The sequence below is a fragment of the Bacillus haynesii genome (assembly GCF_001969855.1).
Lineage (GTDB): Bacteria > Bacillota > Bacilli > Bacillales > Bacillaceae > Bacillus > Bacillus haynesii.
In genome coordinates, this window is the sequence record NZ_MRBL01000030.1 from 1 (window position 1) to 13,836 (window position 13,836).

Consider the following 13,836-nt stretch of genomic DNA (forward strand, 5'->3'; position numbering starts at 1 on the left):
ATTACAGAGAAATAAAGTTTACAATTTTATTTCTCTTAAACTACATTTAGGAGGACGATATTATGTCTCTAATCGGAAAAGAAGTACAACCATTCGCAGCAAAAGCTTACAAAAACGGTGAGTTTATCGATGTTACACACGAAGATCTCAAAGGCCAATGGAGCATTTTCTGCTTCTATCCAGCGGATTTCTCATTTGTTTGCCCGACTGAGCTTGAAGATCTGCAAAATGAATATGCTGCTCTAAAAGAACTTGGTGTCGAAGTATACTCTGTTTCTACAGACACTCACTTCGTACATAAAGGATGGCATGACAGCTCTGAGAAAATCGGCAAAATCACTTACGCGATGATCGGTGACCCGTCTCAAACGATCTCCCGCAACTTTGAAGTGCTGAACGAAGAAGAAGGTCTTGCTGACCGCGGAACATTCATCATCGATCCGGACGGCGTGATCCAAGCTGTTGAAATCAACGCAGGCGGTATCGGCCGTGATGCAAGCACCCTGATCAACAAAGTAAAAGCGGCTCAATACGTCCGCCAAAACCCAGGTGAAGTTTGCCCGGCTAAATGGGAAGAAGGTTCTGAAACACTGACACCAAGCCTTGACCTAGTAGGCAAAATCTAAGGAGTGCATTCAATTGGTACTTGAAGCAAATATCAAAGCACAATTAAACCAATACATGCAGATGATTGAAAATGACATCGTCCTTAAAGTCAGTGCAGGCGATGACAGTGTCTCTAAGGATATGCTGGCTCTTGTAGAAGAGCTGGCTTCCATGTCATCAAAAATCACTGTAGAAAAGGCGCAGCTCGACAGAACGCCAAGCTTCAGCGTCAATCGTACCGGACGTACCGGAGAAGAAACAGGCGTGACATTCGCGGGGGTTCCGCTCGGTCACGAATTCACATCTTTGGTGCTGGCACTCTTGCAAGTAAGCGGCAGACCGCCGAAAGTCGATCAAAAAATCATCGATCAAATCAAGAACATCAGCGGCGAATACCGCTTCGAATCTTATATCAGCCTGACATGCCACAACTGCCCGGACGTTGTTCAGGCATTGAACATGATGAGCGTGCTCAACCCGAACATCACGCACACGATGATCGACGGTGCGGCATACAAGTCAGAAGTCGAAAGCAAAAACATTATGGCTGTGCCGACCGTATACTTGAACGGCGAATCCTTTGGAAGCGGCCGAATGACGCTTGAAGAAATTCTTGCGAAGATGGGCAGCGGCACAGATGCGTCTGAGCTTTCCGATAAAGATCCGTTCGATGTACTCGTTGTCGGAGGCGGACCTGCCGGTGCAAGCGCAGCAATCTATGCAGCGCGCAAAGGCATCCGCACGGGAATCGTTGCCGAACGCTTCGGCGGCCAAGTCCTTGACACGATGAGCATCGAGAACTTCATCAGCGTGAAGCGCACCGAAGGGCCGAAGCTTGCGGCAAGCCTTGAAGAACACGTGAAGGATTACGAGATCGACGTCATGAACCTGCAACGCGCAAAAGGTCTCGAGAAAAAAGATCTTTTCCATCTAGAACTCGAAAACGGCGCTGTTTTGAAAAGCAAAACCGTCATTCTTTCAACTGGCGCGCGTTGGCGCAATGTCGGTGTACCTGGTGAACAAGAGTTCAAAAACAAAGGTGTCGCATACTGCCCGCACTGTGACGGACCATTGTTTGAAGGCAAAGACGTAGCCGTCATCGGCGGCGGAAACTCCGGTATCGAAGCAGCGATTGACCTTGCAGGCATCGTCAACCACGTGACTGTTCTTGAATTCGCACCGGAGCTGAAAGCTGACGAAGTTCTGCAAAAACGTCTCTACAGCCTCCCTAACGTGACTGTCGTGAAAAACGCCCAAACAAAAGAAATCACGGGCGATGAAAACGTAAACGGCATCACTTACGTAGACCGTGAAACAGGAGAAGAAAAACACGTCGAACTCCAAGGCGTCTTCGTCCAAATCGGTCTTGTGCCAAACACGGAATGGCTGCCTGAAACCGTCGAACGCAACCGCATCGGCGAAATCGCAGTCGACAAACGCGGAGAAACAACCATCCCTGGATTGTTCGCTGCAGGCGACTGCACAGACGGACCATATAACCAAATCATTATTTCGATGGGATCGGGGGCAAATGCCGCATTAGGGGCGTTTGATTATTTGATCCGGAACTAACACGAAAGGCGCTATGCTGCTTAAACGGCAGTATGGCGCTTTTTTATGTTATAACCCATATAATTAGGACTTCACATCATGGCCGACAAACGCTTTCCATATGATCAAATTGTACGGATAGGACCAAGCGGGATATTGCGATTGTCCATTCATGTATGAATTGTATTCCATGACTCCATTCCTCTCGTTCTCATGTCTGCATTAAATATAAACCTATAAAAGGAAACGGTTAATCAAAAATAAAGACGGCATACTGCATGCAGTACACCGTCTTTTTCAAGAGATTTAATTTGACTCATCATGTTCTTTTTGTCCTGTTTTTTTTCATCCAAAATAAAATAAACAATACAATAAACCATAGAGGAGTCAGCAGCAAGGCCGGGCGAGTCGCATCCGCATACAGCATAATCATGAGAATGACCGCAAACATCGCCAGGACAACGTAATTGATAAACGGCGCGAATGGCGCTTTGAATGTTGAAGCTGCGTGTAAGTGCGGACGGGTTTTCCTGTATCTGATATGGCTGACAAGAATCACACCCCACACCCATATGAAACAAATCGCGCTAATGGTTGTCACGATGCCAAAGGCTTGTTCCGGTATCAGTTTGCTTAATAGCGCTCCTGCTGACAGGACAATGGTTGATACCCATAACGCGTGACTCGGCACATGGTTTTTATTCAGCTTCGCAAAATTGGCCGGGCCCTGTTTCGTTTTACTTAAATTGTACAGAATCCGGCTTGTTGAAAACATCCCGCTGTTACAAGCAGACGCGGCTGACGTTAATACAACAAAATTAATGATTCCCGCGGCAAGCGGGATGCCGACTAAGCTGAAGGTTTTCACAAAAGGACTTTCCGCGGCATTCAGTTCCATCCAAGGGTTAATACATAGTAAGACGATAAGCGCGCCGACGTAGAAAAATAAAATCCGTAAAGGAATTTTATTAATAGCCGATGGAATATTTTTTTTCGGGTTCGACGTTTCCGCCGCCGATACACCTACTAATTCCACACCGACATATGCAAAGATCACCATTTGGAAAGAAAGCAAAAAGCCTGAAAATCCGTTTGGAAACAAACCGCCATGCTCCCAAAGGTTGGTAACCGAAACCGTTCCTGTATGCGTCTTAAACCCGATCACCAGCAAAATAACACCGATGACAATTAACGCAAGAATCGTGATCACCTTTATTAAAGCGAACCAAAATTCCAATTCTCCAAAAAGCTTGACAGTCAACAGATTGAGCCCTAATAAAATGAGTAAACAGATAAGTGCAGGGACCCACTGCGGAATATCAAACCAATATTTCACATAGACACCGACGGCAATCACATCCGCCATAGCCGTCATAATCCAGCAAAACCAATAGGTCCACCCGGTGACAAACGCCGCACGCGGCCCCAGATACTCCTCGGCAATATCGGTTAACGATTGATAACCCGCTTTAGATAACAGCAATTCTCCCAGCGCCCGCATCACGAAAAAAAGCGCTATACCTACAATGAAATACGCAAAGATGATAGAAGGACCTGCCAATTGAATCGCCTTACCGGAGCCTAAAAACAACCCGGTGCCAATCGTCCCGCCAATAGCGATAAGCTGTACGTGCCGATTGGATAAGTCCCTCTTTAATTCCCGCTGTTCCACATCAAACTCCTCCTTACCTCTTTAGTGAACGACGAGCAGTAAAAAAGCCCATAAAAAAAAAGATTGGATGTCCTCCAATCTCGTGGTCATAAGAATATCAAAATATATTTGTGCCGCTGACAATCATCAGCACGACAAATACATATTCGGTACTCTTCTGTCCTTTTGCCTGAGATTGTGAACCCTTCGGCGCCGCAGAATTCCGCGGTCTCTCCAGAAGCTGCTCCTGCTGTAGTGCGACCCACAGCAATCATAGCTTGCATGTATTGAGTTTTTCGATAGAAATGATTACTATCGGATAACTTTTAATTTTAATAGAGGTTGAGTGATTTGTCAATGGTCCTATTTATAGTTAACGCTAGTATTCTTAAACTCACCTATACTAGCGACAATATTTTCACCTGGTTTAGAAATCAGCTTCTATTACGGAATGCTTTCGAAAATTGGAGTTTAACTAGCACTGCTTATGGGCAGAATAAGCATAATCTCTCTTGTAAACCTTCTAATACTTCTTCTGGTACTTCCCTGACCTTGATATCTTCACCTAGGAAAAGCAGCCAATTTGTTATTTCGGACAATTCTTCACGATGATTCACATTGATAAAAGTCTTTAGAATGGCTGCGGTTTGATAAGGATTCGTATAGGAAATTGAAATTTTTAAAGGATGATATTTTTTGAATTGGGCAATCGCCTGTGGACCAAGTTCAAGGACAAGGTTGATTACTTCTTCCTGCTTACTTAGTTTCTCTAAAATCTTTTTCTTACTTATTCTTTTTTTCACAGAGTATGGTTTGACATTGGTAAGATTGTCCACAGGGAAAAACCTCCTCCTTTCATCCTTTAAGTCAAAGCCTTCAATCAGCCAAAGGCCTTTTTCATGATAAAGGTGCAGAAGATAAATGGGATAAGTCTTTATTACCTTCTCTTCTTTGATGGTAATCAATAAATAGCTATCCAAAAGAAGGAGCTGGATGAGTTTTTCTAACATGGGATGGGGGAGATCTGAAAGCTCAAGCAGGTCGGGATTATTGGGGTTTGTCCCTTCAAAAAGCAAGATTCGATTTAAAAAAACCAGGGCCTCTTGCTGGTTTTCTGAGATAAGGCCCAGTAATTTTTCAGCTAAAGACTGACGGCTCTTTAGATAAGGGAGTTGTTGATTTCTTGTAGCCATAAAAGCGATAAAAAGAGCTTTAATCTCATGATCGGTAAAGCGAACAGCGGGCAGGACAGAGTGGTTCATGACAAAATAACCCCCGCTCCTTCCAACTTCAGCAACAAGCGGCATCCCCATAGCTTCAATTTCCCTGATATCCCTGATAGCTGTCGAACGAGAGATGTGAAATTCCTGCATGATTTCAGAAATTGTAAAGTGGGCGCGGTTGTTGATATACCGCATGATGATATTAATCCGTTCAACTTTTTTCATCGGGGCCTCCTAAACAGTATCATTTTTTGACATGATTTAAGGTTATTATAAACGCATCAAGTGAAAAGACAAATCATTTGATTATTTTAAAAAAAGGAAGGTTTTGAATATGGAAAATTACACGCTGGAGGAAAAAGACAGCTTTACCGTTTTTGGTATTGGAACGGAGCTTGAGAGCGATTACACAGATTCTGCTGGCATAAATAAGGAAAAGGCAGACTTTTGGGAGGCCGTCAAACAAGATGGAAGGCTTGACACTTTAAAAGCCATAGCTGCAAATGACTATATTTTTGCCGTGAACGAAGCGGTAAACAACAAGATGATGCATTATGCTGGCGTGATGACAGAGGCAGAGGCGTCGGTGGCGGGAGAAACCAGAGTTATCCAATTCCCTAAGGGGGAATACCTGGTTGTTAAAGGGGAAGGGAAGACGGCTGATGAGTTGAGCAATAAGCTTACTGGCATTGCCTTCGGTCAAGTTTTGCCGGAAGCAAAGAATTTTGCCTATGTTGGCGGGCCGAATGCAACGGTTGAGATGGGGCAGCGAAACGGCTTAGTATTCGGTGAAATGTGGATTCCTGTTGTTAAGAAATAAAAAGATAAAGGAGAGCTGGAATTGTCCTATATCGTTGATTTTAAAAATGTCTCTACGGTTGGATTAGAGTCTTCACCTGCAGCAGAAGCACTTGCTGGTTTACGTGCTAATGAAGCCCGTTACTTTATGAACAAATACAAGCATGATTTTACGGTTGTACCAGCCAGCGAGTCCTGCGAGACCCTTGATTATGTGAACCGAATTTTGAAAGAAGAACGTGATATTGAGTTTGCGGCCAAACCTTTAGAAACGTCGCGTTTTCAAGTGGAAAATATCAAAATTGCCTATGTTTTTTATGAGGATGGTCTTTCAGTCAACGTCATGTATACGATTGATGATCCTAAAAAGCGGGCCGTTGGGTTTAAGCTTTCTGAGGGGATGGAGGTACCAAAGGAGTTAGAAGGGAAGTTTAAGTTTGCTAGGCAGAAGTCTAAATTAGCTGGAACCATTAGGGGCTCCTACTTTGTCATTAAAGGAGAATATTAAAGTAAGCAAAAGCGTTTCTTCATTCGGATAAGAAAAACTTGGTTGAGCAAAAAACAATTCAGCACAAAGCAAAAACAACAACCATTCATGCATTCAAATGACAAAACAGCACCTCTCCATCAAATTTGAAGGTGCTGTTATTTTTTTAGCGTAAACCTTATTGACGACTACTGGTACGGCTGGTGCAAATGCAGCTATCCACCCTGCCTGTAAAGGCATCCGCACAGGGATTGTCGCTGAACGCTTCGGTGGTCAAATTCTTGGCGATGATAAAAAGCCCCATAAAAGAGATCGGATGTCCTCCAATCTCGTGGTCATAAGAATCACAAATCATATTTGTGCCGCTGACAATCATCAGCACGACAAATACTGCTTAATAAAACCCTTCCGCGGTCTCTTCAGAAGCTTCCCCTGCTATAAGTACGACCCACAGTAATCATGGCCTGCTACGTATTGAGTTTTCATTCCTCTCATTTCTGAAAACGAGACAATCCTGCGATAGAAAAATGACCAAGCCAAAGCCGGGTTACTTCCTAAGCTGAAATGCGGTGTCCGATTAATGTTAAAGAAGCCTTCTCAAGCTTTCTCTCCGCTCTCTCAGCGCCTCTTTCCCTCGTTTTGATTGTCTCAAAAAGGAGTTATGCGGTACTATCATATAAAGGTCAATTATTTAAAAATAATGTCATACTTTTAAAATCACCTTATCATGCAAATGCTCGTACATAGGAGGGCAGTTCCTATTCTAAAAAGGGGATGGACGATTTTGGAAACCAAATATTTAGATTTACTCGCACAAAAATACGATTGTGAAGCAAAAGTGGTAACGGAAATCATTAATTTGAAAGCGATACTGAACCTGCCGAAAGGCACCGAGCATTTTGTCAGTGATTTGCACGGGGAATACCAGGCATTCCAGCACGTGCTGCGGAATGGTTCAGGAAGAGTAAAAGAGAAGATACGCGATATTTTCAGCGGTGTCATTTATGATAGAGAAATTGATGAATTAGCAGCATTAGTGTATTATCCGGAAGACAAACTGAAGTTAATAAAACATAATTACGATACGAAAGCATCGTTAAACGATTGGTATAAAGAAACGATTAATCGAATGATTAAGCTCGTATCTTATTGCTCTTCCAAGTATACCCGCTCCAAATTACGCAAAGCACTGCCCTCTCAGTTTGCTTATATTACGGAGGAGCTGCTGTATAAAACAGAAGAAGCTGCCAACAAAGAACAGTATTACTCCAAAATCGTAGATCAGATCATTGCGCTTGGCCAAGCTGATAAGCTGATCACCGGTCTTGCATATAGCACGCAGCGATTGGTTGTCGACCATCTGCATGTTGTCGGCGATATTTACGACCGCGGACCGCAGCCGGATCAGATTATGGAAGAACTGATCAACTATCATTCAGTCGATATTCAGTGGGGAAATCACGATGTCCTTTGGATAGGCGCTTATTCAGGCTCTAAAGTATGCCTGGCAAATATTATCCGCATCTGTGCCCGCTATGACAACTTGGATATTATTGAAGACGTGTACGGCATCAATCTGAGACCGCTCTTGAACCTTGCCGAAAAATATTACGATGATAACCCATCTTTCCGTCCGAAAGCAGACGAAAACAGACCGGAAGATGAGATTAAGCAAATCACAAAAATTCATCAAGCGATTGCGATGATCCAATTCAAGCTTGAAAGCCCGATTATCAAGAGACGGCCGAACTTTAATATGGAAGAGCGGCTGTTATTAGAGAAAATAGATTACGACAAAAACGAAATCACGCTGCACGGAAAAACATATCAGCTGGAAAACACCTGCTTTGCGACAGTGAATCCGGAGCAGCCAGATCAGCTATTAGAAGAAGAAGCAGAAGTCATAGACAAGCTGCTATTCTCTGTCCAGCATTCCGAAAAGCTGGGCCGCCATATGAATTTTATGATGAAAAAAGGCAGCCTTTATTTAAAATATAACGGCAACCTGTTGATTCACGGCTGTATTCCAGTTGATGAAAACGGCAATATGGAAACGATGATGATTGAGGATAAACCGTATGCGGGCCGTGAGCTGCTTGATGTATTTGAACGATTCTTGCGGGAAGCGTTTGCCCACCCGGAAGAAACCGATGATCTGGCGACGGATATGGTCTGGTATTTATGGACAGGCGAGCACTCCTCCCTTTTTGGAAAACGCGCTATGACGACCTTTGAGCGGTATTTCATTAAAGAGAAGGAAACACATAAAGAGAAGAAAAACCCGTATTACTATTTGCGTGAAGACGAGGCAACCTGCCGAAACATCCTGAAAGAATTCGGCCTCAACCCGGATCATGGCCATATCATCAACGGCCATACACCGGTAAAAGAAATCGAAGGAGAAGATCCGATCAAAGCAAACGGAAAAATGATCGTCATCGACGGCGGCTTCTCCAAAGCCTACCAATCGACAACAGGTATCGCCGGCTACACGCTGTTATACAACTCCTACGGCATGCAGCTCGTCGCCCATAAACACTTTAATTCCAAGGCGGAAGTTCTGAGCACCGGAACTGATGTCTTAACGGTGAAGCGATTAGTGGATAAAGAGCTTGAGCGGAAGAAAGTAAAGGAAACGAATGTTGGTGAGGAACTCTTGAAGGAAGTAGCTATTTTGGAGAGATTGCGGGAGTATCGGTATATGAAGTGAGGATATGTGGAGTTCAGGGATCATTCTCTGGGCTCTTTTTGACGGTTTTCCACTTCGTACAGCAAATTGCTAACAAGGTCTGGTTTTCTGCTCGTTCATAGATAAGTAAGCGGCGATTGATCTCGCAGGCATCGTCAACCATGTCACTGTTCTTGAGTTCGCACCGGAGCTGAAAGCGGAGGAAGTCCTGCAAAAACGCCTCTACAGCCTGTCAAACGCGACTGTAGTGAAACATGTACAAACGAAAGAAATTACAGGTGACCTAAACGTAAACGGCATCACTTACGTGGATCGTGAAACAGGCGAAGAACAACACGTTGAACTCCAAGCTGTCTTCGTCAAAATCGGTCTCGTGCCAAACACAGAGTGGTTAGACGGATCAGTCGAGCGCAACCGCATCGGCGAAATCGCAGTCGATAAACGCGGCGAAACAAGCATCCCCGGCTTATTCGCGGCCGGCGACTGCACAGACGGCCCGTACAACCAAATCATTATTTCGATGGGATCGGGGGCAAATACCGCATTAGGGGCGTTTGATTACCTGATTCGCAACTAATCTATCAAAAAAGCTATTGCTGAGTTTTCAGCATAGCTTTTCTCTTTCCAAGGGAAGCCATCCTTCCAGCAGCGCGCCTCCTTCAGGATCATTTCCCGCCGTCAGATCACCTCCGTGCCGTCTCATGATCCTTTGTGAAATCGTCAACCCCAACCCGGCTCCTCCGGTCGACCGGCTTCTTGATGCTTCCCCGCGATACAAGGGCTCAAATACACGGCGAAGCTCCTCCGGGGAGAATCCCTGCCCAGTATCTCGAACCGTGAAGATGACGTTGTCACGATCCTTATCACACTGAACAACAATCTCGCCAGCGCCGGGTGTATGTCTAACCGCATTGTCCAATAAATTGTTCATCGCACGTTTTAATAAATGCGGATCACCGCTTATCATACACTCATGTTCAAAAGCCCTCTCAACAATCGTAATCTTCTTTTGTTGCGCTTGCGGCCTTATCGTATTGATCGACTGCTTCAGGACCTGTGAGAAATCAACTGTCTTTTTGTTAAGCTCCATCTCGACGTATTCTGTCTTTGTAAATGTAAACAAGTCCTCTACAAGCCGGTCGAGCTGGGCTGACTTTTCCTTGCAAACCGCCACATACTTCGTCATTTTCTCCGGTGATCGGGCAATCCCTTGCTCTAATCCATCCAAATAACCCCTGAGAGCGAATAATGGAGTCCGTAAATCATGGGCGACAGCAGCAATCATGAAGCGACGTTCATCCTCCAGTTCGACCTGCTTCTGAAACGCTTCTTGAAGACCATTCACCATGATGTTAAAACCGTCACGAACCTCGGCAATTTCCGTGATCTTTGACGAAGGCAGCCGCGCGTCAAAATCCCCTTTTGCAATCTTCCGAGCGCTGAGACCCAATTGCTCAAGAGGCGTTATCATCCATCGTCTCATGGCCATGCCGATGATCAATAAAGCCAGTATGAAGCCTATAAATGCCGCTATCCATTGAATCGTTCTAGACGATGAATGGTAAAGGGCAACCCTGCCGATGATTCTCCCGTCCTCAATGACGGAAAACTGTTCCGGTTTCACCGGTGTATGTTTTCGCACAGCACCCGTTTCAAAAATGACCTGATCTGATGCCGACAGAATAGATGCACTCATGTCCACTTTTTGCAAATGACGGCTCAATTGTTTTTGCCAGGCTTTGTCTGTCCAGTTTTCCGAATGGGTTTCGATCAAATGAATCGTTTCATTCAATTCTTTTCGTTCAGAGTCAGTCATATCAAAATGAAGTGTTTTGGTTTCCATAAAGTGTGCAGCTAGAAAAAATATCCATGGCAACAGGAATATGAAAAATAGGCTGAGCACGGTAAATTTACGAATGCGAATCGTCTTCATGTTATTCTCCCATGAAACGATAGCCAATTCCCCATACATTGACGATTAATTTCGGATGATTTGGATCGGCTTCAATTTTCTCGCGAAGTCTGCTGAGATGAACACGGACCGTATGTTTATCACCAACGCCATCCCAAAATTTCTCCAATAATCGGTCATATGAAAAAACATGTTTCGGATGCTCTGCAAGCAATTGCAGCAATTCATATTCTTTAGGTGTAAGAGCAATGATTTCTCCATCCAGCCATACTTCTCTTGTCGATAAGTCCAGCGAGAGATTTCCGTAACGCAAAACTTTTCTATTGTACTCTGGTTGAGTACCCGCGCGTCGTAATACAGCCTTTACTCTGGCCACAATCTCCCCGGGTGAAGCCGTTTTGACAATATAATCATCCGCCTTAAGCGCCAGACCCCTGATCTTGTCTGCATCACCGCTCCGCGCGCTCAAGAAAAGGATCGGTACATCACTGTTTTCCCGAATGTGGCGACATAAGTCGAATCCGTTTTGTCCCGGCATCATGATGTCAAGGATCATGCAATGAATCGTACTCTGTTCAAACACAGCCAGTGCTTGAGAAGCGTCTCCAGCGGTTTTCACGTGAAACCCTTCATTCTCCAAAAAATCCCTTAACAATTCGGCGATACTTTTTTCATCGTCTACAACTAACACCGTCTGCACTTCCTTCACGCATGACACACCTTTCCGTAATGACCATCTATTTATCAATATCATATGTTTCAACAAGCAGCAAGCCGTCGTGACACGGTTGTGATGGTTTCTTGATTGTTTTGTGATATTTTTAGCGCTTTTTTTGTGACACCTCATTGATATGCTTCTTGATGACAATAAATCTAAATTGGAGGTCATCGTTATGCATATTCAAATTGTGTTGTTTGACGGATTTGATTTATTAGACGTCACTGCTCCATATGAAGTATTGACTGCTGCTGCAAGTTTTTCCCATAAAGAAGTAACAGTGGAGCTTGTGTCGGCAGAGGGTGAAAAAATGATAAGAAGCGGATTAAATGATCTAAAACTTCAAGCAAACGGCAAACCTGATCTATCCCGCAAAGGCATCATACTCATACCAGGAGCTGCTGATGCTGATGGACAAGAAGCGATTCAAAGGAAATTAATGGGAGCCGTTGAAACAGAATTAGGCGATATTCTAAAAGAAGCTGTGAAGAAACCTGATATCCTGGTTTCCACGGTCTGCGGCGGTTCGGTTATTTTAGCGATCGCCGGTTTATTAGACGGCCGTCATGCCGTAACCCATCATATGGGAATGGATTTTTTGCGGACGATGAACGCGATTCCAATCGATGCCCGTGTTGTAGATGATGGTGACCTTGTGACCGGCGGCGGTGTGACGTCTGGACTCGATGTCGCCCTTTACTTAGTTGAACGGGAATTAGGCCCTCGTATCGCAATCGCTTTGGAACAGCTGTTTGAGTATGAACGCAGGGGCACAGTTTGGAAAAATACAGGCCTTTCCCCGAAAGGCTGATTGAACCGGAAAACAGCAATTGGATGACTCAAATCTTTAAGGAGCATATGTTGAATGAAAAGGACGATTAAGGGATTCATTGTGTTGATCTCTTTCATGTGGGTATTTCATACATTCTCAAAAAACTTTATGGCTGATCCAAATTTAGAAAAATTCATTGCCAGAAAGGATCAAATTCTCACAAATGAATCCCTTTGGTTATGGATGATCCGTCTCCATATTTCGCTGGCCATCATTTCTCTTGTGACCGGCCCGCTTGGCATGATCAAAGCGATTCGAACCAGATCGAGGACTTTCCACCGCTGGAACGGCCGTTTATATATCCTGTCTATCATATTAAACTTCATTCCCGGCGTTTATGTCTCTTTTTTTGCAACCGGAGGATGGCCCAGTACAATCGGATTTCTGATTTTAAATACATTATGGCTTGGAACGACTATCCTTGCTTATCTGTCTATTAAAAGAAAAAAAGTCATACTGCACAGCCAATGGATGATGAGAAGCTTCTTTCTTTCATTTGCGAATATGACGATTTATATAATAGTTGCGATTACGCATAACCTAATGAATGTCTCATATGAACATTCCTACACAATAGCCGTTTGGCTTTGCTGGATCATCAACCTGCTGATTGCGGAATTTATCATTAAAAAGCAGGTATTTTCATAAAGCTTTCTTCAAAGGCTTAATCATTTTTGATTAAGCCTTGCATAGCGATGAAACGGCTGATTGATAGATTCATAGAAAGATTTTGCTTTAGACTGTTTATATTACTGAGAAGTATTTTTTAATGGTTATCGATTTACCTTTCTAAAATAGTGATATATTTTTTCTAACTTTTCACTCTGCCTTCCTTTAGACTCTCCATATGGCCAAGTTCAAATATTTTCACTTTCTTGATTCCTATAAAGTGAAGCACCGCTCTTTTCATCAACACTTTGTGACTGTTATTCAACAGAAACAAAGGGTACAACTCAGGGCCTTTCATAGTCGAAATACAGACGACCGACTTTCCTTTCAAAAGCCCTCCTTGTATAATGATTTTGACCTGACGTCGAACTTAGAAAAAATGGGTATCGATTCTATTTTTTCATTCAATACCCCGCTGTTGGATCAACGGTCAATCCATTAACATCCCAAATTATTTTCTACAGATAAACAAAGATTTCCCCGCCAAGTTTCGGCCAATATTCAATTAGCTTCATCTCTCTTAACCCGCTATAAAAGGTTGAATATCATCCTGTTGATTCATCACCGTTCACTCCCAAACATCATTCGTAATTGATTATCAATGATAAGTTATTAAACTTGTTTTCATCATAATTAATTTTTTCTTTCTAAAAGTTTTCACTTTCATGAGGGTACTATGATAAGGACACAATTTTTACAT

General features: G+C 43.6%; 11 protein-coding genes, 4 pseudogenes and 1 riboswitch. Of the genes and pseudogenes, 9 read left to right on the forward strand and 6 right to left on the reverse strand.

What is annotated here, in order from left to right; translation table 11 throughout:
- Positions 1–62 precede the first annotated feature (62 nt).
- Together ahpC and ahpF are read left to right on the forward strand one after the other, a co-directional pair.
- On the forward strand, positions 63–626 hold the full coding sequence (ahpC, locus tag BTA31_RS20515) for an alkyl hydroperoxide reductase subunit C (protein ID WP_020453590.1): 564 nt from the start codon (positions 63–65) through the stop codon (positions 624–626).
- 13 nt (positions 627–639) lie between these two features.
- Complete coding sequence (gene ahpF / locus BTA31_RS20520; protein ID WP_076793788.1) at positions 640–2,178, forward strand: alkyl hydroperoxide reductase subunit F; 1,539 nt, start codon at positions 640–642, stop codon at positions 2,176–2,178.
- Between the two features lie 298 nt (positions 2,179–2,476).
- Here the strand turns inward: ahpF and BTA31_RS20525 are convergent, their stop codons facing one another.
- Together BTA31_RS20525 and BTA31_RS20530 are read right to left on the reverse strand one after the other, a co-directional pair.
- Positions 2,477–3,829, reverse strand: coding sequence for an amino acid permease (locus BTA31_RS20525; RefSeq protein ID WP_043054522.1), 1,353 nt, complete (start codon positions 3,827–3,829; stop codon positions 2,477–2,479).
- Positions 3,830–3,976: 147 nt separating this feature from the next.
- A riboswitch (glycine riboswitch) is annotated at positions 3,977–4,056 on the reverse strand.
- Between the two features lie 237 nt (positions 4,057–4,293).
- Positions 4,294–5,256 carry a helix-turn-helix transcriptional regulator gene (locus tag BTA31_RS20530; protein ID WP_076793791.1) on the reverse strand — a complete coding sequence of 321 codons (963 nt, stop codon included), beginning with the start codon at positions 5,254–5,256 and terminating at the stop codon, positions 4,294–4,296.
- 109 nt (positions 5,257–5,365) lie between these two features.
- On the opposite strand from BTA31_RS20530, the gene BTA31_RS20535 reads away from it, so the two are divergent.
- The 5 genes and pseudogenes from BTA31_RS20535 to BTA31_RS20550 all read left to right on the forward strand — a co-directional run.
- On the forward strand, positions 5,366–5,851 hold the full coding sequence (locus BTA31_RS20535; RefSeq protein WP_076793794.1) for a GyrI-like domain-containing protein: 486 nt from the start codon (positions 5,366–5,368) through the stop codon (positions 5,849–5,851).
- A 21-nt stretch (positions 5,852–5,872) separates the two neighbouring features.
- Positions 5,873–6,337: a hypothetical protein gene (locus BTA31_RS20540; RefSeq protein WP_043927683.1), complete on the forward strand. Its 465-nt coding sequence runs from the start codon at positions 5,873–5,875 to the stop codon at positions 6,335–6,337.
- Positions 6,338–6,509: 172 nt separating this feature from the next.
- A pseudogene (locus tag BTA31_RS23750) lies at positions 6,510–6,599 on the forward strand (hypothetical protein); the annotation flags it as partial.
- Positions 6,600–7,100: 501 nt separating this feature from the next.
- On the forward strand, positions 7,101–9,026 hold the full coding sequence (gene fbp, locus BTA31_RS20545) for a fructose-1,6-bisphosphatase (protein WP_023856838.1): 1,926 nt from the start codon (positions 7,101–7,103) through the stop codon (positions 9,024–9,026).
- Between the two features lie 109 nt (positions 9,027–9,135).
- Positions 9,136–9,582: pseudogene (locus tag BTA31_RS20550) on the forward strand (FAD-dependent oxidoreductase); the annotation flags it as partial.
- Between the two features lie 27 nt (positions 9,583–9,609).
- Here BTA31_RS20550 and BTA31_RS20555 read toward each other — a convergent pair.
- Together BTA31_RS20555 and BTA31_RS20560 are read right to left on the reverse strand one after the other, a co-directional pair.
- Positions 9,610–10,938: a sensor histidine kinase gene (locus BTA31_RS20555; RefSeq protein WP_076793796.1), complete on the reverse strand. Its 1,329-nt coding sequence runs from the start codon at positions 10,936–10,938 to the stop codon at positions 9,610–9,612.
- Position 10,939: 1 nt separating this feature from the next.
- A complete protein-coding gene (locus BTA31_RS20560; RefSeq protein ID WP_076793799.1) occupies positions 10,940–11,626 on the reverse strand; it encodes a response regulator transcription factor in 687 nt (228 codons plus the stop codon).
- A gap of 184 nt (positions 11,627–11,810) precedes the next feature.
- Between BTA31_RS20560 and BTA31_RS20565 the strand changes: the two genes are divergently transcribed.
- Together BTA31_RS20565 and BTA31_RS20570 are read left to right on the forward strand one after the other, a co-directional pair.
- Positions 11,811–12,446 (forward strand): DJ-1/PfpI family protein, encoded by a 636-nt coding sequence (locus BTA31_RS20565; protein WP_076793802.1) that lies wholly within the window; start codon positions 11,811–11,813, stop codon positions 12,444–12,446.
- A gap of 54 nt (positions 12,447–12,500) precedes the next feature.
- Complete coding sequence (locus BTA31_RS20570) at positions 12,501–13,115, forward strand: DUF2306 domain-containing protein (protein WP_076793805.1); 615 nt, start codon at positions 12,501–12,503, stop codon at positions 13,113–13,115.
- Between the two features lie 125 nt (positions 13,116–13,240).
- Here the strand turns inward: BTA31_RS20570 and BTA31_RS20575 are convergent.
- Both BTA31_RS20575 and BTA31_RS23755 read right to left on the reverse strand, forming a co-directional pair.
- A pseudogene (locus tag BTA31_RS20575) lies at positions 13,241–13,476 on the reverse strand (NAD(P)H-dependent oxidoreductase); the annotation flags it as partial.
- Positions 13,475–13,681 (reverse strand): annotated as a pseudogene (locus BTA31_RS23755) (thioredoxin reductase); the annotation flags it as partial. The pseudogenes BTA31_RS20575 and BTA31_RS23755, both read right to left, overlap by 2 nt.
- Positions 13,682–13,836 lie beyond the last annotated feature (155 nt).

What these genes read in the sequence shown, in the direction of transcription:
- BTA31_RS20535 (WP_076793794.1), top strand. Translation starts at nt 5,366, where the DNA reads ATGGAAAATTACACGCTGGAGGAAAAAGACAGCTTTACCGTTTTTGGT.
- ahpC (WP_020453590.1), top strand. Translation starts at nt 63, where the DNA reads ATGTCTCTAATCGGAAAAGAAGTACAACCATTCGCAGCAAAAGCTTAC.
- BTA31_RS20555 (WP_076793796.1), bottom strand. Translation starts at nt 10,938, where the DNA reads ATGAAGACGATTCGCATTCGTAAATTTACCGTGCTCAGCCTATTTTTC.
- BTA31_RS20530 (WP_076793791.1), bottom strand. Translation starts at nt 5,256, where the DNA reads ATGAAAAAAGTTGAACGGATTAATATCATCATGCGGTATATCAACAAC.
- BTA31_RS20570 (WP_076793805.1), top strand. Translation starts at nt 12,501, where the DNA reads ATGAAAAGGACGATTAAGGGATTCATTGTGTTGATCTCTTTCATGTGG.
- BTA31_RS20565 (WP_076793802.1), top strand. Translation starts at nt 11,811, where the DNA reads ATGCATATTCAAATTGTGTTGTTTGACGGATTTGATTTATTAGACGTC.